The 22,742-nt window shown below is 65.6% G+C and carries 17 protein-coding genes and 1 pseudogene; 9 read left to right on the top strand and 9 right to left on the bottom strand.

Translation table 11 applies throughout. The features are described from left to right. The first annotated feature begins 7 nt into the window (after window positions 1-7). Entirely contained in the window at window positions 8-1,063 is a 1,056-nt protein-coding gene (locus tag ACVWZ8_RS08740; RefSeq protein WP_456504391.1) for a Gfo/Idh/MocA family protein, read from the top strand. A gap of 206 nt (window positions 1,064-1,269) precedes the next feature. Continuing rightward, the gene (locus ACVWZ8_RS08745) at window positions 1,270-2,781 is read left to right on the top strand and encodes a S8 family serine peptidase (protein ID WP_456504392.1); all 1,512 of its coding nucleotides are present in this window, start codon (window positions 1,270-1,272) and stop codon (window positions 2,779-2,781) included. A gap of 84 nt (window positions 2,782-2,865) precedes the next feature. On the opposite strand, the gene ald is transcribed toward ACVWZ8_RS08745, so the two are convergent. Then, entirely contained in the window at window positions 2,866-3,984 is a 1,119-nt protein-coding gene (gene ald / locus ACVWZ8_RS08750; protein ID WP_426979665.1) for an alanine dehydrogenase, read from the bottom strand. Window positions 3,985-4,241: 257 nt separating this feature from the next. Between ald and ACVWZ8_RS08755 the strand changes: the two genes are divergently transcribed. Next, a complete protein-coding gene (locus tag ACVWZ8_RS08755) occupies window positions 4,242-5,462 on the top strand; it encodes a PucR family transcriptional regulator (RefSeq protein ID WP_456504393.1) in 1,221 nt (406 codons plus the stop codon). A 44-nt stretch (window positions 5,463-5,506) separates the two neighbouring features. On the opposite strand, the gene ACVWZ8_RS08760 is transcribed toward ACVWZ8_RS08755, so the two are convergent. The 3 genes from ACVWZ8_RS08760 to ptsP all read right to left on the bottom strand — a co-directional run bounded on the left by ACVWZ8_RS08760 (window position 5,507) and on the right by ptsP (window position 8,022). Beyond that, window positions 5,507-5,782 carry a hypothetical protein gene (locus ACVWZ8_RS08760; RefSeq protein WP_456504394.1) on the bottom strand — a complete coding sequence of 92 codons (276 nt, stop codon included), beginning with the start codon at window positions 5,780-5,782 and terminating at the stop codon, window positions 5,507-5,509. 74 nt (window positions 5,783-5,856) lie between these two features. Then, a complete protein-coding gene (locus tag ACVWZ8_RS08765) occupies window positions 5,857-6,279 on the bottom strand; it encodes a helix-turn-helix domain-containing protein (protein ID WP_426979662.1) in 423 nt (140 codons plus the stop codon). A gap of 57 nt (window positions 6,280-6,336) precedes the next feature. Then, window positions 6,337-8,022: a phosphoenolpyruvate--protein phosphotransferase gene (ptsP, locus tag ACVWZ8_RS08770; protein WP_456504395.1), complete on the bottom strand. Its 1,686-nt coding sequence runs from the start codon at window positions 8,020-8,022 to the stop codon at window positions 6,337-6,339. 173 nt (window positions 8,023-8,195) lie between these two features. Between ptsP and ACVWZ8_RS08775 the strand changes: the two genes are divergently transcribed. The 4 genes and pseudogenes from ACVWZ8_RS08775 to ACVWZ8_RS08790 all read left to right on the top strand — a co-directional run bounded on the left by ACVWZ8_RS08775 (window position 8,196) and on the right by ACVWZ8_RS08790 (window position 15,494). Continuing rightward, window positions 8,196-8,924, top strand: coding sequence for a TetR/AcrR family transcriptional regulator (locus ACVWZ8_RS08775; protein ID WP_426979660.1), 729 nt, complete (start codon window positions 8,196-8,198; stop codon window positions 8,922-8,924). 58 nt (window positions 8,925-8,982) lie between these two features. Next, window positions 8,983-11,019, top strand: coding sequence for a PTS mannitol transporter subunit IICBA (locus tag ACVWZ8_RS08780; RefSeq protein ID WP_456504396.1), 2,037 nt, complete (start codon window positions 8,983-8,985; stop codon window positions 11,017-11,019). Next, window positions 11,019-12,168: pseudogene (locus ACVWZ8_RS08785) on the top strand (mannitol-1-phosphate 5-dehydrogenase). The gene ACVWZ8_RS08780 and the pseudogene ACVWZ8_RS08785 overlap by 1 nt, the downstream one beginning before the upstream one ends. Before the next feature lie 242 nt (window positions 12,169-12,410). Beyond that, on the top strand, window positions 12,411-15,494 hold the full coding sequence (locus tag ACVWZ8_RS08790; RefSeq protein WP_456504397.1) for a Tn3 family transposase: 3,084 nt from the start codon (window positions 12,411-12,413) through the stop codon (window positions 15,492-15,494). Here the strand turns inward: ACVWZ8_RS08790 and ACVWZ8_RS08795 are convergent. Next, on the bottom strand, window positions 15,401-16,093 hold the full coding sequence (locus ACVWZ8_RS08795; RefSeq protein WP_456504398.1) for a recombinase family protein: 693 nt from the start codon (window positions 16,091-16,093) through the stop codon (window positions 15,401-15,403). The two genes, ACVWZ8_RS08790 and ACVWZ8_RS08795, sit on opposite strands and share 94 nt — an antisense overlap. A 429-nt stretch (window positions 16,094-16,522) precedes the next feature. Between ACVWZ8_RS08795 and ACVWZ8_RS08800 the strand changes: the two genes are divergently transcribed. Then, window positions 16,523-16,744: a hypothetical protein gene (locus ACVWZ8_RS08800; protein WP_456504399.1), complete on the top strand. Its 222-nt coding sequence runs from the start codon at window positions 16,523-16,525 to the stop codon at window positions 16,742-16,744. Here ACVWZ8_RS08800 and ACVWZ8_RS08805 read toward each other — a convergent pair. The 3 genes from ACVWZ8_RS08805 to ACVWZ8_RS08815 form a co-directional block, all read right to left on the bottom strand. Then, window positions 16,716-17,972, bottom strand: coding sequence for an MFS transporter (locus tag ACVWZ8_RS08805; protein WP_456504400.1), 1,257 nt, complete (start codon window positions 17,970-17,972; stop codon window positions 16,716-16,718). The two genes, ACVWZ8_RS08800 and ACVWZ8_RS08805, sit on opposite strands and share 29 nt — an antisense overlap. Before the next feature lie 27 nt (window positions 17,973-17,999). Beyond that, the gene (locus tag ACVWZ8_RS08810; protein ID WP_456504401.1) at window positions 18,000-18,950 is read right to left on the bottom strand and encodes an IS1595 family transposase; all 951 of its coding nucleotides are present in this window, start codon (window positions 18,948-18,950) and stop codon (window positions 18,000-18,002) included. Between the two features lie 371 nt (window positions 18,951-19,321). After that, window positions 19,322-20,089: an MBL fold metallo-hydrolase gene (locus ACVWZ8_RS08815; protein WP_456504402.1), complete on the bottom strand. Its 768-nt coding sequence runs from the start codon at window positions 20,087-20,089 to the stop codon at window positions 19,322-19,324. Between the two features lie 280 nt (window positions 20,090-20,369). On the opposite strand from ACVWZ8_RS08815, the gene ACVWZ8_RS08820 reads away from it, so the two are divergent. Next, a complete protein-coding gene (locus ACVWZ8_RS08820; protein WP_456504403.1) occupies window positions 20,370-20,966 on the top strand; it encodes an ABATE domain-containing protein in 597 nt (198 codons plus the stop codon). A 595-nt stretch (window positions 20,967-21,561) separates the two neighbouring features. Here the strand turns inward: ACVWZ8_RS08820 and ACVWZ8_RS08825 are convergent. Next, on the bottom strand, window positions 21,562-22,629 hold the full coding sequence (locus ACVWZ8_RS08825) for an LLM class flavin-dependent oxidoreductase (RefSeq protein ID WP_456504404.1): 1,068 nt from the start codon (window positions 22,627-22,629) through the stop codon (window positions 21,562-21,564). Window positions 22,630-22,742 lie beyond the last annotated feature (113 nt).

Below are 22,742 nucleotides of genomic sequence, written 5' to 3' on the forward strand. Positions count from 1 at the left end.
AGGAGCCATGACAACAGATTCTCCCCGGACCATCCGTGTGGCCCTTGCCGGCTTCGGTCTCTCCGGCAGCGTCTTCCACGCGCCGCTGATCGCGTCCAACCCCGCGTATTCCCTCGATGTCATCTCCACGTCCGACGCCGGCCGGAAGTCCGCGGCATCCGCCAGCTTCCCCGGGGCCAGGATCGTGGACACCCCGGCGGCGATCCTCGAGCTTGCCGGGGACCTGGACCTGCTGGTGCTGGGGACACCGCCGGCCACGCACTACCCGCTCGCGAAGGCCGCGCTGGAAGCCGGACTCGACGTCGTCGTGGATAAACCCTTCACGGTGCGCAGCGCCGAGGGCGAGGAACTGATCGCCCTGGCCGAGCGGCTGGGCCGGGTCCTCACGGTTTTCCAGAACCGGCGCTGGGACGGCGACTACCTGAGCGTCCGCGGCTTGTTGGCCAGCGGCGTGCTCGGCGCCGTCTCGCGGTTTGAATCGCGCTTTGAACGCTGGTCGCCCGCGGTCGCCAAGGCCTGGAAGGCGTCCGCCACGGCGGACGACGGCGGCGGGGTCCTGTTCGATCTCGGCACCCACCTGCTGGACCAAGCCCTTGAGCTTTTCGGACCCGCCACGGTGGTCCACGCGGAACTGGCCGCCCGGCGGCCGGGGGAGAGGGTCGACGATGACGTGTTCCTGGTTCTGCGGCATGATTCCGGCGTCACCAGCCACCTGTGGATGAACATGCTCTGCGCCCAGCAGGGGCCGCGCTACCGGCTGCTCGGCAGCGAGGGCGGCTACACCAAGCACGGCGTGGACCCGCAGGAGCCTTTCATCGTGGCCGGCGGCAGCCCGCTGGATCCGGACTACGGCGTCGAGGACCGCGACTGGGCCGGGATGCTGGGCCGGGACGGCCACCTGGACCGGCTGCCCACCGAGCGTGGCGCCTACCCGGAGTTCTACCGGCTCCTGGCGGAAAAGATCAACGACGGCGGCGCGGCCTCGGCGCTGCCCGTCCCCGTGGATCCTGCCGGCCCGGTTGAAGTCCTGCGGCTGATCGAACAGGCCCGGGCGCTGGTTTAGGCGGGGAATGGCCAAGCTCATCTACCGCAGGGCTTCACAACTGTAACTTGCGTCACTATGGTCTAAGCCGTGGGTCTTCACCAATCTTGGTCGGGTGAACCCCGGAAGCGGCCTTCGGCAAAGACGCCCTCGGTCGATTGGAGAGCGAATCCAGTGCGGCCGGCCGCTATCGTGTGCTGCCGCCCTGGCAGAAATGGAGCAGCACTATGCAAAAACTCAAAAGGCTCATTGCACCGCTGAGCACAGTAGGCCTTGCAGTGGGCTTGTTGGCCGGTACGGCATATCCTGCCGCGTCAGCCGAGGCCACAACCGGCTCAATGCAGAACTACGTTGTCCTGTACAAGGCCAACGGTGTTTCAGATTCCTCGCTGAAGTCGGTCGCGACAGCCGGCGGAACCGTAGTCCACAGCTATCCGGAAATCGGGGTGGCGATCGTGAAGTCGGACCGCGTCGGTTTCGGCTCGGCGCTGAAGGCCCAGGACGGTTCGGTGCAGGGCGCGGCCTCCACAGCTGCCCTCGGGGTCGCCATCGGCGACAGCGCCGCGGACAGTACCGACGCCCAGTCACCGGTTGCACCGGGCACACCCGCCCCCGGAAACGATAACCTGTCAGCCCTGCAATGGGACATGGACCAGATCCAGGCCCCCGCTGCCCGCGCCCTCAACGGCGGCAGTGCTTCCGTGGTGGTCGGCGACATCGACACTGGCCTCGACTACACCCACCCTGACTTGGCACCCAACGTCGACTTCGCCAAGAGCGTCTCCTGCGTCGGCGGCGTCACAAACCAGTCCCCGTCCGCCTGGATGGACGACAACGGCCACGGCACCCACACCGCGGGGACCATCGCGGCCGCCAAGAACGGCATCGGCATGGTCGGCGTGGCGCCCGGCGTGAAGATTGCCGGGATTAAGGCCGGCAACGCCGATGGCTTCTTCTATCCTGAGGCGATCGTTTGCTCCTTTATGTGGGCGGCCGCCAAGGGCATCCAGGTCACCAACAACAGCTACTTCGCGGACCCATATCTCTTCAACTGCAAGAACGATCCGGAGCAGCGCGCGATCTGGGAGGCCGAACGCCGCGCCATCCGCTTCGCCCAGCAGAGCGGCACCACCGTCGTTGCTGCCCAGGGTAATTTCTCGGACGACCTCGCCCACCCCACCCGCGATGTCATGAGTCCGGACGACTCCACGCCGGTATCGCGTGAGATCACCAACGCCTGTGCCGTGGTCCCGGTCGAACTGCCGGGCGTCATCGGTGTGACGGCCAACGGCAATAAGGGCTTCAAGTCCTACTTTTCAAGCTACGGAGTCGGCACTGCCGACGTCGTGGCTCCCGGCGGAGACCGCCGTCTGCAGCTCACTCCCGCCGCCGTGAACGGGCGCGTCCTGTCCACCTGGCCGTCGTCCGCGCCCTGCGCCGCATCGCTCAAGGTGGTCGACGCCGGTGCCGCGTACTGCTACCTCCAGGGCACCTCGATGGCCTCCCCGCACGTCGCCGGGGTCGCTGCCCTCGTGGTCAGCAGCGGTGTGAGCAACCCTGGCGCTGTTTCAGCCCGGATCAGCACCACCGCCGACGGCATGGCCTGCCCGGAGACCACGATGTATGCGCCGTTCCCGTCCGCGTCCAACGGTGCACCGCAGGTCTGCCAGGGCGGCACGGGTAACAACGGCTTCTACGGCAAGGGCCAGGTGAACGCCCTCCGCGCCATCGGGGGTTAAACAGCAATCGACTGCTCCGTAACCGCCGTTTTGGGTGTCCAAAGGGCGGTAGCGGAGCAGTCGATGCGGTGTCTAGCGGTCAGCTTACGCGGAGACCAGCTGGTGCCAGTCGGTCACGAGGGGCAGGTTGTGCGCCTCGGAGACCGAGCGGTGCGCCACCTTGCCGCCGGCGATGTTCAGGCCGGCGGCCAGGGCTGCGTCGCGCTCGAAGGCGGCCTTGACGCCCAGGTTGGCCAGCGACACGGCGTAGCGCAGGGTGACGTTGGTCAGGGCGTAGGTGGACGTGTTCGGGACGGCGCCGGGCATGTTGGCAACGCAGTAGAAGATCGTGTTGTGGACCTTGTACGTCGGCTCCTGGTGCGTGGTGGGGTGCGTGTCCTCGAAGCAGCCGCCCTGGTCCACCGCGATGTCCACCAGCACGGAGCCGGGCTTCATCCGGGAGACGAGTTCATTCGTGACGAGCTTGGGGGCCTTGGCGCCCGGGATCAGCACGGAGCCGATCACGAGGTCGGCGTCGACCACGGACTTCTCGATCTCGTAGGCGTTGGAGGCGACCGTCTTCAGGCGGCCCTGGTACTGGGCATCCAGTTCGCGCAGGCGGTTGATGTTGATGTCCAGGATGGTGACGTCGGCGCCGAGTCCCAGCGCCATCGCGGCGGCGTTGGTGCCGGCGACTCCGGCGCCCAGGACAACCACCTTGGCCGGGCGAACGCCCGGGACGCCGCCGAGCAGCACACCCTTGCCCCCGGCCGGAGCCATCAGCGAGGTCGCGCCGACCTGGACGGACAGGCGGCCGGCCACCTCGGACATCGGGGCCAGCAGCGGCAGCGTACGGCCCTCCTGGACGGTCTCGTAGGCGATGGCGGTGACGCCGCTGTTGATGAGTTCCTGCGTCAGTTCCGGCTCGGCGGCCAGGTGCAGGTAGGTGAAGAGGATCAGGCCCTTGCGGAAGCGGTGGTATTCGGCCTTGACCGGCTCCTTTACCTTCATGACCATGTCGGCGCGGGCCCAGACGTCGTCGGCTTCGGCGACGATCTCGGCGCCGGCGATGGCGTATTCCTCGTCCGTGATGCCCGAGCCCAGGCCTGCGCCGCGCTCCACCAGGACCGAGTGGCCGTGGGTGCGGAACTCGTTGACGCCGGCAGCGGTGATGGCGACGCGGAATTCGTTGTTCTTGATCTCTTTGGGGACACCGATGATCATTTTTTTGGCTCCAGTGCTGACGGCCTTATTGGCCTGGGTGTGCGGGGAAGTCGTACTTCCAGAATAAATCCTGCTGTGAGGCAGGTGACACGCCCGGATACCCGCCGTCGTGGTCCACCCGCGGATTTCCGGGGTTCCGGAGTTCGTCGGATAGACATTTGTCGAACCACTAAGCGTCAGGTGTCGCCTGCTGTCCGCTCGCAGCGGAAGCGTCATGGCTTTCGCTCCGCGGCGGCGACCGGCAGTAGTCTGGCAGCATGCAGCAGCCGGACGTGGAACAGCTCGTGGAACAGGTGGCGCTCAGGCTGGGCCGCGGCCTCTCGCTCGAAGACCTCGACGGGCTCCTGCTCGCCTACAGCTCCAACCAATCGCACGCAGACCGGGTCCGGGTGAACTTCCTGCTCAGCAAGCGGGTGCCGGTGGACGTCAGCGCCTGGCAGCTCTCGCACGGGATCGCGACGGCGGTGCGGCCCGTCGTCGTGCCGGCGAACGAGGAGCTGGGCATGCTGGGCCGGGTCTGTGTGCCCCTGCTGGTGCGTGGATTCCGGGTGGGATACCTGTGGGTCCAGCTGGACGCCGAAGAGCCCAATGCGAGGTCGGTCCTCGCCCACTTGCCGGAGGTGGCCCGCGAAGTGGAGCAGCTGTCCGCCCTGTTGCTGGATTCCAACACCGCCGAATCAGAGTTCCGCCGCCGCCGCGAGCAGGAGTTCCTGGCCGCCTGCCGGGGCGAGGCCAACGCCGTAGCGGCCGTGGCTGGCTGGAAGGAGGTGCAGGGGCGCGGACCATGGCAGCTGGTGACCGTGCTCGACGCCGACGGCTGGGCCGAGGGTTCGGACCCGATCGCCGCCACCCTGATCCACCGCTCCGCCGCGCTGCAGGCCACGATCGGCGTGGATGCGGCCCTGTTCAGTGCAGGCACTGAAACGCACGCCGCGGTCCTCTTCAAGGAATCCACCGGCCGGGCCGACCACGCCCAGGTCCTGGTCCACTACCAGCTGGAACTGGCCAAACGTTCCGGCCGTCCCGTCCGCCGGATCATCCTGGGCACTTCCGAGGGCTTCGCGAAACCGCGGGAGCTGGCCGAGGCCTACCGGCAGTCCCGGCAGGCAGCGCAGGCCGCGGCGGTGGACCCCCAGCTGGGCGAACTGGTCGACTCTCGCGCCACCGGCCTCTACCAGCTGCTGGCCTCGGCCGGCGGGGGCGCCGGGGCCTGGGCGGATTCCGGCTCGGTCTATTTCCGCATCCTGGAGGACCACGACCGGAACGGCGAACTGCTGCCCGTGCTCGAGCTGTTCTACGACAATGACGGCTCGGTCCAGGAAGTGGCCAACAAGCTGCACCTGCACCGGAGCAGCATCTACAACCGGCTGGGCCGGATCCGCCAGCTCCTGGGTGTGGATCCGCTCAAGGGGATGGTGCGCCTGGAACTCCATGCGGCGCTCAAGGCGCGGCGCTGGGCCGGGCGGCCCAGGATCTAGCCGGCCCAGGATCTAGCCGCAGCGGGATCCAGACGGCCCAGGATCTAGCCGGCGTGGCCGTCCCGTTTGGGGGTGTCGGCGGCGTCCTGGCGCGCGGATTCCCGCGCTGCCTCCCGCGCTGTTTCCCGCGCTGTCTCTCGCGCTGTTTCCCGCCGGCGGCGCGAAATCCTGCTGTCCATCCACATGGAGACTGCCACGAACGCGACACAACTGGACATGAAGGTGGCCGTGTTGTTCAGCCCCATCGCGGTTCCGAGGATGCCGGTGAGCACCATGGCGGCTATGCCGGCCACGATGTGCCACCCTCTGAACTTACCCACGATTCAAGCGTAACCCCGGCCTTCTCCGCGTTTCCGCGCAGGGCCGTGATCGTTGCTTGATCCTTATCACGGCTTCACGAAGCATCCGCGGCGCCGTCATGCTCGGGGCCGGCGGCTCCGTCGGCAGTACTGTTCTTCTTCTGCGTTTCGAGCCAGGCCATGATGTCCGCCAGCCTGATCCGGCGGTGCGTGCCGCGGTATTCCACCGGGATCTCGCCCCGGTCCGTCATGTTCCGCAGGTACGTGTGCGAGATGCCGGCGAGCTCCGCCGCCTTCGAGGTGGTGAGCATTTCCTCGACGCTGCTGACCGTGACCGCCTCGCCCCGGCTGAACCTGCCCAGCAGATCGACGACGGCGTCCCGCGCCTCCGGCGGCAGCCGGTGCACGGTGCCGTCCACGAACACCGTGATGTCGTGGCTGCCGTTCAGGGCGTACTTGAGTTTCTGCGCGTCCTCGGCCGGAAGGCCGGCCGTTACCCGGGGAGCTATCAGTGCCATGGAGTGCATCCTAGCGCCCCGGGTGGAGGCTCACACCGCCTCCGCCTGACCGCGGTGCTACAGCCCCAGCTCCTCCAGCACCGGCAGCTTCTCCCGGACCCAGGCCCGCGCCTTGGTGGCGCTCGGCGCCGAGAGCGCCAGCTTGGCAAGCTCCTGCGCTTCGGCGAGGGTGACGGTCTTGAGCACGGCGGCCACAGCCGCGAGCGAACGCGCCGTCATGGACAGCGTGGAGACGCCGAGCCCGGTGAGGACGACGGCGAGGGCCGGGTCCGCTGCGGCCTCGCCGCAGACTCCCACCGGCTTGTTGTGGCCCTCCGCGGCAGAGCCTTCGACCGTCAGGCCGACCAGCCGGAGCACGGCGGGCTGCCAGGGGGTGTTCAGGGCCGCGAGCGGACCGAGCTGGCGGTCCGCGGCCATGGCGTACTGGGTGAGGTCGTTGGTGCCCAGGCTGGCGAAGCCAACTTCCCGGAGGATGGCCTCGGCCGTGAGGGCAGCGGAGGGGACCTCCACCATGACGCCGGGGGTCTTGATCCCGGCCTCGGTGCACAGGGCGGCGAAACGGGCGGCCTCCTCCGCCGTCGAAATCATCGGCGCCATCACCCAGACGTCCGCCCCGGATTCCTGCTCGGCGCGGGCGATGGCCTGCAGCTGGCGCTCCAGCACGCCCGGCGTGGTGAAGTCGGTCCGGTAGCCGCGGACACCCAGGGCCGGGTTGGGCTCGGTGGCGTCGGTCAGGAAGGGCAGGGGCTTGTCCGCTCCGGCGTCGAGCGTCCGGAGCACCACCTTCTTGCCGGGGAAGGCATCGAAGACGCCCTTGTAGGCGGCGGCCTGCTCGTCCACGGTGGGCTCTGTGTCGCGTTCCAGGAAGCAGAACTCGGTCCGGAACAGGCCCACGCCCTGGGCATTCAGCTTGGCGGCGGCCACGGCGTCCTTGGCCCCGCCGACGTTGGCGAGGAGCGGCACGAGGTGACCGTCCGCCGTCGCGCCCGTACCGTCAAAGTCCGCCAGCAGCGAGGCGGTGGCGGCCCAGTGTTCGGCGGCGGCGCGCTGGGATTCGTCCGGATCGACGGTGATGAGGCCGGCGGCGCCGTCGACATAGACCTCCGTGCCGTCCGGGAGCTGGTCGACACCGGCCGCCGCCACGACGGCGGGCAGGCCGAGGGAGCGGGCAATGATGGCGGTGTGGGACTGCGGACCGCCGCCGGCCGTAAGCAGCGCCAGGACCTTTTCCGGGTCCAGGGTGGCGGTGTCCGCGGGGGCCAGGTCCTCGGCGATGAGGATGAACGGGGAAGTTGAGGTGGGGATGCCCGGGGCGGGCACGCCGCGCAGTTCCGCCACGATCCGGGCGCGGACGTCCAGGACGTCAGTGGCGCGCTCGGCCATGTAGCCGCCCAGGTTGTGCAGCATTTCCGAGACCGAGGCGCCGGCCTCCCAGATGGCCCGCTGGCCGGAGGTGCCGCGGCCGATCAGCTTGGCGGCACTCTTCAACAGCATGGTGTCCGTGGCCATCAGTGCGGTGGCCTCCAAGACCGCCTTCCCGTCGCTGCTGACGGTCATGGACCGGGCCTTGAGGTCGTCGTGGACCGCCCTGGCCGCGGCCTTCAGCGCCGCCGTGGCCGCTTCCGCCGTGACGCCGGCCGGCAATTGCTCGCCGGCCGGGGGTTCACTGATCGGTTTGGGCATCTGGCGGATGGTGCCGATGATGCGGCCGGGGCTGACGCCTACGCCTGGGAAGTTCTGCACTGAAAGTCCTCATTCTCTGCCGTGGCCGGGGGCCGGTTCAGGTGCCGCCGCTGATCCGGCGAATCCTCCGCGCAAGCGGCTGACGGCTACGTCAACCCCGGGATCGCGGCACCTGAAAAAATTGTATGTGATGCACTTCATATAGCGTTGCTATAGGTGCTAGGGTAGCGGTTATGAGTTTCGATGGCCAGCTTCCCCCCAAAACACGGCTGCTTCGTGCAGCCGCCGAGCTGCTGGCCAACTCAGCCGGGGCGGCGGTCTCCACCCGCCAGATCACCAAGCTGGCGGGGGTGACGGCCCCCACCCTTTACCACCACTTCGGTGACAAGGAAGGGCTGTTCGATGCCGTCGTGGCGGCCGGTTTTGAAGAGTACGTGGCGGACGAACGCGACTTCGCCCCGTCCGGACAGCCGCTGGAGGATATCCGGCGGATGTGGGACAAGCACGTGCAGTTCGGCCTCAAGCAGCCGGAACTGTACCTGGTCATGTTCGGCAATATCCGCCCTGAGAGCCGCCCGGTTATCGTCGCCGATGCCGAGGCGCTCATGGAGGAGCTGCTGACCAAGGCCGCTGTCGCCGGCCAACTCAACGTTCCGCCCCGGGAAGCGGCCAGGAGCATCCTGGCGGCCAACGTGGGCGTGACGCTCATGCTGATCGCGGAAAAGGCGCCCGAGCGGAACCTCGAGCTGTCCGCCATGACCCGCGACGCCATGATCTTTGCGGTTTCCACGGAACAGGCCCGGGACAACGGCCCTGAAGATTCAGGGAAATCGTCAGTGGTCGTGGCGGCCATCGCATTGAACGCAGCTCTCCAGTCGTCGCACTCGGACCAGCTCTCCAGCTCGGAACTCAAGCTGTTCCTCGAATGGCTCCACCGAATCTCCACCAGCTCCACCAGCTAGCTCGTCGAAATCATCGGATCATCCTGCGGAGCAGCAGGAATCACGGTTAGGAAATCACATGGCAACAGAGACAGTTGCGAAACCCCGTACCAGCGTGCGGGTGGGCGTCCAGAAGTTCGGGACGTTCCTGTCCGGAATGATCATGCCCAACATCGGAGCGTTCATCGCCTGGGGCCTCATCACCGCTCTCTTCATCGAGAAGGGCTGGATACCCGTTCCCCAACTTGGCGGCTTCGGCACCAACGCCGCGGGGGCGCCGAATGTGGGCCTCGTCGGCCCCATGATCACGTACCTGCTGCCGCTCCTGATTGCCTTCACTGGCGGCAAGATGGTCTACGGCCACCGGGGCGGCGTCGTTGGCGCCATCGGCACCATGGGCGTCATCGTCGGCGCCGGCATCCCGATGTTCATCGGCGCCATGATCATGGGTCCCCTCGGCGGCTGGACCATGAAAAAGATCGATTCGATCTGGGAGGGGAAGATCCGGCCCGGCTTCGAGATGCTGGTGAACAACTTCTCCGCCGGCATCTGGGGCGCCCTGCTGGCCATGCTCGGCTTCTACGGCATCTCCCCGCTGGTCCAGGCCTTCAGCACGGCCGCGGGCAACGTGGTCCAGTTCCTGGTCAACAACGGCCTCCTGCCACTGACCAGCATCTTCATTGAACCTGCCAAGGTGCTGTTCCTGAACAACGCCATCAACCACGGCGTGCTGACCCCGCTGGGCATCCAGCAGTCGCTTGCGCAGGGCAAGTCCATCCTGTTCCTTCTCGAGGCTAATCCCGGCCCGGGTATCGGCATTCTGCTCGCCTACATGTTCTTCGGCAAGGGCCTGGCCAAGGCATCGGCGCCCGGAGCCGCCCTTATCCAGTTCTTCGGCGGCATCCACGAGATCTACTTCCCCTACGTGCTGATGAAGCCAATCCTCATCCTCGCCGCGATCGGTGGCGGCATGACGGGGGTCGCGACACTGTCCGTCACCAACGCCGGACTCGTGGCGCCGGCGGCTCCGGGCTCCATCTTCGCGGTGCTCGCCCAGACATCCCGTGACAGCTACATCGGCGTGATCCTGGCGGTCGTGCTCGCCGCAACAGTGTCCTTCCTGATCGCCTCGGTGATCCTGAAGTCCAGCAAGACCCCCGTGGGCGAGACCGAGGAGGACAGCCTCGGCGCCGCCACGTCCCGGATGGAAGCCATGAAGGGCAAGAAGAGCTCCGTTTCCTCGACCCTCGTGGGCGCCGGAGGCACCGCCGTCATGGCCGGACCCATCAAGAACATCGTCTTTGCGTGCGACGCCGGAATGGGCTCCAGCGCGATGGGCGCCTCGGTGCTGCGGAACAAGATCAGGGCGGCCGGTTTCCCGGACGTCTTGGTCACCAACTCCGCGATCGCCAACCTCAATGACACGTATGACGTCGTCATCACGCACCAGGACCTGACCGAGCGGGCCAAGCCCGTGACCGGCAGCGCCGTGCACGTGTCCGTGGACAACTTCATGAACAGCCCGCGGTACGACGAGATCGTGGAGCTGGTCAAGAGCAGCAACACGGAATCGGCGGAAGCAGGCCACGGCGCGCACGTCGCCGCAGCCTCTGCATCGGACGCCGCCGCAGAAACCGCGGCGGCCACCGGCACGGAAGACCGGCCGGAAGCCGAGGCCGGCCCCGCCGGGATCCTGGTGGCCGAAAGCGTGGTCCTCAACGGCACGGCAACCAACCGCGACGCCGCCATCGACGAGGCCGGCCGGCTCCTGCTGGACCGCGGCGCCGTCGATACCGGCTACCTGGACGCCATGCACGAACGCGAGGAATCCGTGTCCACCTACATGGGCAGCTACCTCGCCATCCCGCACGGCACCAACGCCGCCAAGGACCACATCATGAAGTCCGCGGTCTCCGTGGTCCGCTACCCGGACGGCATCGACTGGAACGGCAAGGAAGTGAAGTTCGTGGTCGGCGTCGCAGGCATCAACAATGAACACCTGCACATCCTGTCCTCGATCGCCAAGGTCTTCACCAACAAGGCGCAGGTGGCGCAGCTTGAGGCGGCCACCACGGTCGAGGAAGTCCTGGACCTGTTCGGAAAGGTCAATTCCTAGTGAAGGCTGTTCATTTCGGAGCCGGAAACATCGGGCGCGGATTCGTGGGCCTGCTGCTGCACGAGGCGGGGTATGACGTGGTGTTCGCGGATGTTGCGGACGCCCTGATCACCCAGCTGGCCGCCGCGGACAGCTACCAGGTCCACGAGGTGGGGGAGCACCCCACCGTCCGCACCGTGGAGAACTTCCGTGCGCTGAACTCCAGCAGCCAGGAGGCGGACGTCATCGCGGAGATCGCGACGGCGGATGTCGTCACCACCGCGGTGGGGCCGCACATCCTCAAGTTCGTGGCCCCCGTGATCGCCAAGGGGATCGCCGCCCGGCCGGCAGGACTGGCCCCGCTGCAGGTGATGGCGTGTGAAAACGCCATCAACGCCACGGACATCCTCAAGGACGAAGTGGCGGCCCAGTGGGATCCGGCATGTGGTTCCCTGGACGCCGCCGCCGTGTTCGCGAACACGGCGGTGGACCGGATCGTGCCCAACCAGGAGGCAGGGCAGGGCCTGGACGTCACCGTGGAGACGTTCTACGAATGGGTCATCGACCGGACCCCGTTCGCGGGGCAAGGAGCCGGTGATTCCGGGTGCGACCTTTGTGGACAACCTCGAGCCGTACATCGAGCGGAAGCTGTTCACGGTGAACACTGGACACGCCGCGGCAGCCTACTTCGGCTTCGAGGCCGGCCTCGAGAAGATATCCGAGGCCATGGCCGATCAGGATGTCGCCGCGGATGTGCGCGCGGTCCTGGACGAGACCAAAGAGCTGCTGGTGGCCAAGCACGGCTTCAACCGTGACGAGCAGGAGGCCTACGTCCAGAAGATCCTGGGCCGCTTCTCCAACCCGCACCTGCCGGACACCGTGAACCGGGTGGGCCGGGCGCCGTTGCGCAAGCTCGGCCGGCATGAACGCTTCATCGGCCCGGCGGCCGAGCTGGCCGAACGCGGGATCGTCCCGGAGGCCCTGCTCGGTGCGATCGCCGCGGCCCTGCGCTTCACCGATCCGGCCGACGCCGAGGCGGTGGAGCTGGCGAAGATCCTCGCCGTCTCCTCGCCGGAGGAGGCAACGGAAAAGATCACCGGGCTGGAGCCGAACCACCCGCTCTTCCCGGCAGTGTCTGCCTTGGTGGAGGAAGCCAAGGCAAACGTCTAAGCATTCCCCGAACGACGAACACGCCGCCGACGCCGGAACTCACCCGAGTTCCGGCGTCGGCGTCGTGCGTCGTCCAGCCAGTCGCTCGCTTCACGAGGACGCGGTCACGGTTTCCGCGTCGGACATTGCCTTCCATTCCGCGATGCGCGCCTGGTGCAGGGGGTCGAGGACCATCCCGCGGAAAAGTAGCGCTAAGGATCAATCCGACCGCAACGATTGCCAGCGTCGATCGTTGAGAGAGCATGGCTGGTGAATATTTAACGGCTGCCGAAGAGGCGGCGTACGGGCGGTATGCGCATGAAGCTCCGGAACAGTCGGTGTTGGAGCGGTTTTTCTTTCTCGATGACTTGGATCGCGAGCTGGTGGCGAAGCGGAGGGGCGACCACAACCGGCTTGGGTTCGGACTCCAGCTTGTGACCGTTCGTCATCTGGGTGCTTTCATGGATGATCCCGTGGATGTTCCAGCCGCTGTCGTCGATTTTGTTGCGGTGCAGGTCGGCGTGGCCGATCCGTCGTGTGTGAAGCGGTACGTGGAACGGAAGCAGACTCGGTTAGAGCACCAGTGGGAGATCGCCGAGGTATACGGTTTCGTCACTTACGCCTCGATGGAGACGGAGCTGTTGGAGTGGGTGGACCGGCAGGCGTGGACCAGTGACGCGGGGCCGAAGACGCTGTTTTTCGCGGCGGTGGCCTGGCTACGCGGGCGCCGCGTGCTGTTGCCGGGAGTAAGCACCCTCCGAGACCAGGTGGCCGGCGTCAGGAAGAAGGCCGAATCCCGGTTACATGATGCTCTCGCTGCGGTGGTGACAAGCGAGCAGGCAGCGGCACTGGATGGCGTGCTTCTGGCCCCTGGACAGGGGCGGCGGTCCCAATTGGATTTGTGGCGTCATCCGCCACGCAGAGATCCATCGGGCCGGTCGATGATGAAGGCGCTGGAGCGGGTGTCCGAAATCGCGGCCCTTCGTCTGGGAGAGATCGATATCGCGGGCACGGGCGTTTCCAGGCGGCGAATGCTGCAGTTGGCCCGGTCCGGAATGAACGAAAAAGCGCCGAAACTTGCCCGGCATCCGGACAGCATGCGAACCGCGACCTTGCTGGCCACGCTGACATGGCTTGAAACGAAGGCCACCGATGACGCCCTGGAACTCTTCGACGCGCTCATGGCCAATGAGCTTTTCGGGCGGGCGGCGAAGTCCGCGGACAAGGAGACCGTGAAGCGCTACCCCCGTGTGGCCAGAGACGCCGCGCTGGTCAAGTCCGTGGTGGAGGTGTTGTTCGAGGCCGAAGAGCTGGGCGAGGACATTCCACTGGGCATGGTCTGGGCAATGATCGAAAAGGCGGTGGGATCCAGGGCGAAGATCCGGGCGGCTGTAGCGGGACTGGAACTGATCGCCCCGCCACCGCAGGCCGGGCCGGACGGGGCATGGCGGGCAACGGTCCTGGAGAGATACAACTCGGTGAGAGGTTTCGTGAAAATGCTGTGCCAAAGCATCAGGTTCGGCGCCACCACCGACGCACAGCGGGTCCTGCGGGCCATGGAGGATCTCGCGCAGCTGCTCGAGGTGAAGGTGACGGTGCGGGTTCCCAAGGGATACCTCGATGCCCGCAAGGTTGATGTGCAGCTCGTCCCGTCAGGCTGGTGGCAGAAACTCGTCTTCGCCAAGGACCGGCCAGAGGGCACGGTTGACCGCAATGCCTATGTGTTCTGCGTGCTGGAGCTTTTCCACGCCCGTCTCAGACACCGTGACATCTTCGCACTGACCTCCGAACGGTTCTGCGACCCCCGGGCCAAGCTACTGTCGGGTCCTGCGTGGGAGGCCGCTAAGGGGCCGGCGCTGGGGGCGCTGCTGCTCCCGGAAAGTCCGGACGCTCTGCTGGCCGAACATGCGGAGGACTTGGACGCGGCGTGGCGCGCAACCGCAGGCGGCATGGTCACGAACACCGGTATCTCCGTTGACACGGGAGGCAGACTGCACCTCGGCGAGGATGAGGCCCTGGTCGAAGGCCCGAGCCTGCTCGACCTGCGCAGACGTCTGTCCGGCATGATCCCTCAGGTTGACCTTTCCGAGCAGATCCTGGAGGTGATGGCATGGCAACCGGCGTTCGCGGCCTCGTTCACGGCCGTGTCCGGGGCCAGGACAAGACTTGCTGATCTCCATGTTTCGGTCGCGGCCCTGCTGACGGCGCACGCACTGAACGTCGGGCTCTCCCCGGTGATCGGCGAGGTGGCTGCCCTGACCGCCGGCCGGCTGGCGCATGTTGATCAGCACTACCTGCGTCCGGAGACCTACGCCGCAGCGAACACCGTACTCATCGACGCCCAGGCCGGACTTACCCTGCCTCAGGCCTGGGGCGGGGGGATGGTCGCCGCCGTCGACGGGATGCGGTTCCTCGTGCCCGTGCGGACAATCGATGCCCGGCCCAACCCGAAATACTTCCACCGCAAGAAAGGTGTGACCTGGCTGAACATGATTTCTGACCAGTCCGTGGGGTTGTCCGGCAAGGTTGTCTCCGGAACACCCAAAGATACCCTCCATTTCGTGGATCTGGTTATCAGCCCCGACAGCGGTCAACGCCCGGAGGTGCTGGTCACCGACCAGGGGTCATATTCAGACATCGTGTTCGGCCTCGTTACTCTCCTGGGCTTTGACTACAGGCCCGTATTGGCCGATCTGCCGGATGCAAAGCTGTGGCGGATCAACGGCGGCGCCGACTATGGCGCTCTGGACAAGGCCGCCCGGGGCAGGATCGATGTGGGGAAGATCCGCCGCCACTGGCCCGATATCCTCCGCGTGGTTGCCTCCGTGCATACCCGGGAAGTCTCCGCCCACGACATCATCCGCATTCTCCAGCGCGACGGCCGTCCCACCGACCTTGGCGAAGCTCTCGCTCACTACGGACGGATCTTCAAAACGCTCCACGTCCTGACATTCGTCGATGACCCCCAATACCGGCGGGAGATGAAAGGCATGCGAAACCTTCAGGAGGGCCGCCACGCCCTGGCCCGGCACATCTTCCACGGGCGCAAAGGCGAACTGCACCGGGCCTACCGCGAGGGACAGGAAGACCAGCTCGGCGCTTTAGGCCTCGTGCTGAACTGCGTGACGCTCTGGAACACGGTCTATCTCGACCGGGCACTGGAGACGCTACGGGCACAGCGCCACCCGATTGCCGAGGAAGACGTGGCCCGGCTGTCGGCATACCAGCGCCGGCACATCAACGTCCACGGGCACTACTCGTTCCAGCTCCCCGACCTCGGCGGGTCGTGGCGGGCATTCCGGGACCCTGACAGCAGTGATGCCGGAAACGGACCCGACCAGGAGTAACCGGGATGGAGAACCCCGGCTACCCCTTCTGGGTCTCGAAATGACGGTAGATTGTGGGTCTCGTGACACCGAACTCGGCCGCGATTGCGCGCCACCGTGTGAACCCGTTTGCCGTCGGCGCCGGTTTCTTCGTACATTTCCCGGGCGATCTTCACCTGCCGGGGAGTCAGCTTCGGCTTCTGGCCGCCGGTCCGCCCCCGTGCCCTGGCGGCGGCCAGACCGTCCATCGTCCGTTCAGACATCAGAGCATGCTCAAACTCGGCGATTGAGCCAAGGATCTGGAAGAACATCCGCCCGGTGGCGGTGGATGTGTCGATGCCCTGGTCAAGGACGACGAGGTCAACACCGCGCTCCTGCAGCGTGTTGGACAAGTCGATGAGGTTTTCCAACGACCGGCCGAGCCGGTCGAGCTTGGTGACGACGAGCTGATCGCCTGCCCGGTTGGCCGAGAGCAGGGCCTTGTCGAGTTCGGGTCTGCGGGCGAGCTTTCCGGAGGCCGTGTCGAGGAAGACCTGCTGGCAGCCGGCCACGGACAGGGCGTCGTGTTGGGCCTCGGGGTGCTGATCGCGTGTTGAGACACGTCCGTATCCGATTCGCATACCGGAAACGTATCACCAACCGGGTAGAACGTTACATAGGCGAGTACACGGCAAGTATTACAAAACGAGCTCTGTGTTTCCGCGCCTTTTCAAACATGCCCTGAAGTGTCTTGCGAATGATCGTTACCGTACGCTGTACCGGGCCTAGCGTCCGGTATTTGACGAATTCACAAGCCACCCCAATAGAATGTGTGCCCACACGAGGAGCGAAAGAGATGATGCCAGCGACCATGTGCTGGGGCATGGGCGACGGCAGGGAACAGCAAAAGTGACTGGGCCCCGCAGTACGGCCTACGGCGAGCAGGAATCCGGCATCAACGAATATCGCGCTCACGTCCGTTCCGTTAGCCAGAGTAACGACCGTTGCTGCTGGCCCGGAGCTGATCCGGCTGATGTTGCGGCCGGAGAAAGTCCCCAGCATGCGTGGTGATGAGCGGTGAGGTGCTCGGCGACCGACTTGCCGGATGCCGCTCGTCCTGGGTGCTGATTGCGGCCACGACGCCGTTGGGGAGGTTTCCCAGTGATGTCGCACCACAGGAGGGTGTAGCGAAGTTCCATGCCCTGTTTCGCTGCCTCAGGACGAAATCGGTGTACGTCGTGCTTGATGTGTTTGTCCTGGCTGTCACGCTGTTTTCTGATGTCGCGATGTGACGAGGCGCAGTGTCGCCCAGGCGGTGACGACTACTACGAGGGCAGTCATCACTGTGGCAAGGCCCGAGTAACTGAGAGCTGCCAGGACAGGTCCGGCGAGGGCGCCGCAGGTAGCGCCGGTGAGATTCATGATCAGGTCTGAGACACCCTGGACGGCGGGCCGTTCGGTTGCTTGGACTGCGTCGGCGACGAGCGCTGAGCCCGCGACAAGGGAGGCAGACCAGCCAAGGCCGAGGAGAATAAGGCTCGGGGTCACCATGGTGTGCGGGGCGAACCAGGCCAGCAGCAGCGCTGCCAGGAGCATCCCCTGACCTGTGAGCAGAACAGGCAGTCGGCCGGCCTTCTCGGCGAGCCATCCGAAGACCGGTGAAAGACCGTACATGCCTGCAACGTGAAGGCTGATGACTATTCCGACGACGGCCAAGCTCGCACCGTGGCTGTGAAGGTGCACCGGCGTCATGGACATCAGGGCAACCATGACGCCGTGGCTGAGCGCCACGGCTGTGACAGCGAAGCGGGCCTTGGTGTTGGAACGGAGGACCGCGAACCCCGAGGCTTGGCGCCGGGCAGGTGCGGTGTCCGTGGGTTCTTTCACCGACTTTGCAGGTAGTCCCGTGACGTAAACGAGTGCGGCCAGCAGTTGCGCGACGACGGTGAAGGCGAATGCTCCGGTCAAAGGCGGCATGTGGAGGAGCTTGCCGAAGGCTTCGCCAGGTTCGAACAGGTTCGGCCCGGCAACGGCGCCGATAGTGGTTGACCAGATGACGATTGACAGGTCCCGTGCGCGGGTTTTGGCGGTGGCCAGGTCGGTTGCCGCGAAGCGCGCCTGGAAGCTTACTGCCGTTCCGGCGCCGAGGAGGGCGAGGCCGATGAGCAGACCGGGGAAGGTGGACAGGGCGGTCGCTGCGACTGCGATGCCGGCCCCGATTCCTGATATGAGGGCGCCTTGCGCGAGTGAGACGCGCCGTCCGCGGGCGGCAGCCGCGCGTGCCAGGGGGATGGCGAAGGCGGCAGCCCCCAACGTGTTCATTGTCGCGGCCATTCCCGACCACGCCGCTGACCCCGACACCTCGACACTGAGCAGCGATCCCAGGGAAAGGGAGGCGCCCATACCGATTCCGCCCAGGATCTGCCCTGCAATGAGAACGGCAATAATGCGCCTTTGCTCGGGCCGGGCGCTGGCGGGAGCCTCACGGTTCTGGGAAGTAGCGGTGTGTGAAGTGTTCAAAAGATGTCTAGTGGGTATCCGGTTAGCTCAGGTTGTGCTTTTCGATCCCGGACCGTGGGCGACGATTTGGCGATAGGTGGCTGGCGCCTGCTGTGCGCCGAGACCGAGCAGGGATTGGAAGGCCGCCATGGGTGTGCTGCGCCGGTTGTAGCGGAACGTTAACTCGTCGAGGTACACCTGCAGGTGTTCATTGCCCACGGAGCGGTGGGTTCCCCGCAGCCATGTCTTGAAGTTGCTGATGGCGCGGTGCACGCGGGGAAGGACAGGGTCGGGGTCGCCGGCTCTTTTGGCGGCCCGCTGGGATCGCGGGCGGTGGTCGTAGCCTTTGTTCCTCAACGGGACGTACCCCATCCAGCCGTCGGTGTGCACGATGGCGCCGGGAGCCACAGTGTCTGTCACGAAAGTGCCCAAGGTGTCGCCGGACGCGTTGGGGATCACCTTCATCCGGACGCGTCCGGAGCCCTGACCACGCACCTCCACCGCCACGACTATCTGCGCGGCCCGGGCCGTGAGATTTCTGCCGCCGCGCCGGCCCACCTCCGGGCCGCCGACTTCGCATTCGTCCACCTCTACCTCGCCGGTCAGCAGGGTGCGTTCGGGGTTGACCATGGCGCGGCGCAGTTTGTGGAGCATGGTCCAGGCCGTCTCGTAGCGGCTGAGTCCGAGCTGGCGCTGCAGCTGCCTGGCCGAGATCCCCGGAGTTCCCGTCGTCATCAGGTAGGCCGCCCAGAACCACAAATGCAGTGCAGTGTGGGTCTTGTGGAGCACGGTACCGGCTGTCAGCGAAACCTGGTAACGGCATGCGGCGCATTCCCACAGCCCCCGCGCCGCCACGGGCCAGGCGGACTCCCCCTTGCACCGGGGACACGAATAGCCATCCGGCCAGCGGCACTCAAACAGATAGCCCAGGCAAGCCTGCTCGTCGCCGAATCTCGCCTGGAACTCCAGAATCGTCTTCGGAAAGTCCGGTCTCGACATTTACGCAGTCTACCTGAGCTAACCGGATACCCACTAGATGTCTTTCTTGCAGGTTGGGGGCACACAGAGAAACTCCAGTTTCCTGTTGAACTGGCAAGGCACCTCGTCCGTCGGGCTCGGGTCAGCTCCAGGCTGTTTTCATGCCCTCGATGAAGGTCCTGAACTGTCCGACCATGGGAAAGTCCCCAGGAGTGCAGAGCCATTGTTGCTGCAGGCCTGTCGGTGCGGTCAGGGCTCTTGACGGCCGCATGTTTTGCCCGCCAGGGGCACGGTCCTGCCTCAAGGGCCGGTCACCCTTGTGCTCAGTGCAAGGCTCCGACCGTGGGTGCATGCCACCTCGGGTGACACGGAGGCGTGGCGCCAAGGGGAGCTCAGAAAATGAGAACTTCACCGTCTTCGGGCACGAAGACCTGCGCTGAGATGCGGTGGTCTTCAGCGATCTTCCTGGCCTGGGCGCGAGTGACGACGCAATGGTTCAGCGCTTCCATGTGCACGGCAACGATGTTCGCCTCAGGGGCGGCTTCATGCACCTCTAGAATCTCCCGCGCCCCCATTATCAGGGCGCTGTTGTCAGGAAAACGTGCTTCGCCCGTGTTCAGCACGATGACGTCGGGGCGATGCTCGAGGAGCGCTTGACGCACCTGCTCATTCCAGACGGTGTCACCGGCGATGTAGACAGTTGGCTCCCCTGGATGGCGAACGACAACGCCGCTGACTTCGCCAAGCCTTGGCCAGGCGGCCAGGGTGGCATCTGAGCCGTGCTGGCCTTTCGTTTTGGTGAATGAAGTTTTACCTATGACGATGGGCTCAGCCATGACCTGAACATCGCTGAAGCCGTGGGCGGCAATGGCTTTCGCATCGGCGTCGTTTTGGGCCAGCAGCGGCACTTGGCGTGGAAGCAGCGATGTTGCGGCATCGTCCCAGTGGTCGACATGGGTGTGGGTGACAACGACAACGTCAACGCCGGTCAGTTCCTCCAGCGGCACGACAAGGTCGACGGTAGGGTTTCGAACGGAGTTGCCCGCGGAGTTGGCGAAAGATTCAATAGATCCCTTGGCGCCCAGCATAGGGTCGATCAGGATCCGCGCGCCTCCTAGTTCGAGCATCATGGTGGCGTTGCGGATGTGCTTGAGCTTCATTGTCTCTCCTGAAACTTTATCGACGGCCCGAACCGCTGTACCTGGCGCCACAAAGTACTGGACGTGGCAGACGCTCACGTCGTGCGGGTCTCTAACGGACGGAACGCATTTTTGCCGTGAGGTACACACTACCAAGGTCTCACGTCACATGCAAAGTCTTCCCGTGAGTATTCCTTCGCCTCGGTTCCGAGCACCGGGGTGAAGCGGGTTTCGTGCCTGCTGATAGGAACATGATCGGTCTCACGTCAAAACCAAAGTGGTAACGTGAAGTATGTCCTCGATGCGTTTCACCCCTGACGTTCCGCCGCCAGCACCAGGAGAGGATGAGCATGCGTCCCTTCAGCTGGCTAACAGCTCGGTGCAGATGCCGAACGGCCGCATTGAAATGCTGAACTCGCCGGCTGTGGCAACCAGCTGGCTCATTGAGCACGGGCTCGCCCCGCAGGAGACGGAGCTGCAGGAGCATTGCTCGGGTTTGCTCATTTCCATGCGCCGGCACATCCGCGACTTGTTCGAAGCCGCCGCCTTCGGCCGCCCGCCCGAGACGTCGGCAGTGGAGGCGGTGAACGAAGCCCTAACGCGCACACCCAGCGCTCGTTTGCTGGGATGGGACCCTGTCTCCGGTTTCAGGGACCAGCCGACTCATCCGACCAGCCGGATCGTCGAGCACGCCCTGGCCGCGATTGCCGGTGACGCAGTCGTACTGCTCACCGGTCCCGAAGCCGAACTGCTGGCCGCTTGCGGTGCCGAACAATGCAACCGGTACATGATTCGCACCCACGCGCGGCGTCACTGGTGCTCAAAACGGTGCGGCGACCGCGTGCGTGCAGCACGCTCATATGCCCTTCGAAAAGAACGGCTGGCCAAGGTTGGGTAAGCAGCTGCCCGTCGGAAGTATCGGTGGAGGTAAGTTACCCTTCTCAGCACCGCTTTTGGGAGTCGCAGTTACGCTGGCGCAGTATTAGGCGAAGCCTCGCTCGTATTCGTCGACAAGGTTCATTGTAACCGGCGGGCAAATTTTGGTGACGGCGGGAGCGGCAGGTTGTCAGCGCAGGGTCCTGCCCGCCCGGCGGGCAGGAAACCGAGTATGTGCTTCTCAACTGACGACTTACTCGCCGATGGCGGTAAGGACGATGTTGTTCGATTCGATGCCGCACGCCGGGGGAACGCGGCCTCCCCGGGATGACCGCGCTCCCGCAGGCGCGTCGCACGAGCAGGAAGGCGGCGCCGTCAGATGTCGCCTTGGCCAGCACCGCCACAGAGGGGCGGAACGAGCGCCCGGCACGTTGGTGTCGCACCCGGCAACCGGTTCACTGCTTGGTGCCGTCGGACACCTTTTTATGGGGCCGGTCGGCAGTTGGTTCGGTACCGATCAGCTGCTCCGTCACCCTTTCCGCCTTCCGGCATGATCAGGCCGCGACTTCGCAGCCACCACGGTTTTCGGTGAGACCGCCGCCCAGTGCGTGCCGGTGTCACTGCGCGGGGAGCGCGTAATGGTCGGCGATGAGCTCGACTGTGCGGGCCTGGGCCCGGCGTGAGTGCCCCGTGACCACGAGCATTATTTCGTTGACCCCGGTTTGTGCATGGAGCTGTTCGAGGCCCTGGGCCACCTCGGGACCTGTACCGTGGAGGACACGCCGGGTGTAGCTGTCGAGGATCTGCTGCTCCTGGAGGGTGGCGGGGTAGGCCTCGACTTCCTCCGGCGGGAGCAGGCTGTAGGGCTTGCGCTGGAACATCCGCAGCATGGCCATCGCCGATGTGGCAGCCTGGCGCTTGGCTTCGTCGGGGTCGTCGTGCGCAACGGCGCTCACGCTGACGAGGGTGTACGGCTCGTCCAGGACAGCGGACGGCTGGAAACTCTCCCGGTATAAGCGCATGGCCGTCTCCACGTCAGCATCACCGAACTGCAACGCGAAGGCGTACGGCCGGCCGAGCTGTCCGGCCAGGCGGGCTGAGTACGGTGATGAGCCCAGGATCCAAACATCCGGTGCAGTCTCGGGACGCTCCACGCGGTTCTGTTCGGCTTGCCATGGGCCGGGCACCGCGTGCACGTTCCCGTACGCGTGGCCTACCGGGAAGTCATCGCCCAGGAAGCCGAGCAGCTCGAGTACCTGCTGCGGGAACCCGTCGTTGGCGTCATGATGTTGGCGTAGGGCGGCGGCGGTCGGCAGGTCTGTGCCGGGGGCGCGACCCAACCCCAGATCGATCCGCCCTGGGGCGAGGGCATCCAGCATGCCGAACTGTTCAGCGATCACCAGCGGCGCATGGTTTGGCAACATCACCCCGCCCGCACCAAGCCGGATCCGGTCCGTTGCAGCGGTCAACCGTGCCAGCATTATCTGCGGAGACGAGGTTGACGCCCCGGGCATGGCGTGATGTTCAGACATCCAGAACCGGTGATACCCCCGCCGCTCTGCCAGCTGAGCCAGGGTGATGATCTCACCAAACGCTTCATGGACAGTCTGCCCGACACCGGTGTGCGCGTTATCGAGCACCGAAAGGACGAACGGGGCGGTGCCCGAGGGCGATGTGCGCATCATGCGAAACTCCACTTCTCACGGAAACTGTATCTTTTTGCCATGATATCCACATTATCATGACCCTCACGGAATTAAGCAGTCACTACCGTGAGACTCTTCTCAGGGAGAAGCTG

It is taken from the genome of Arthrobacter sp. UYCu723 (genome assembly GCF_054059215.1).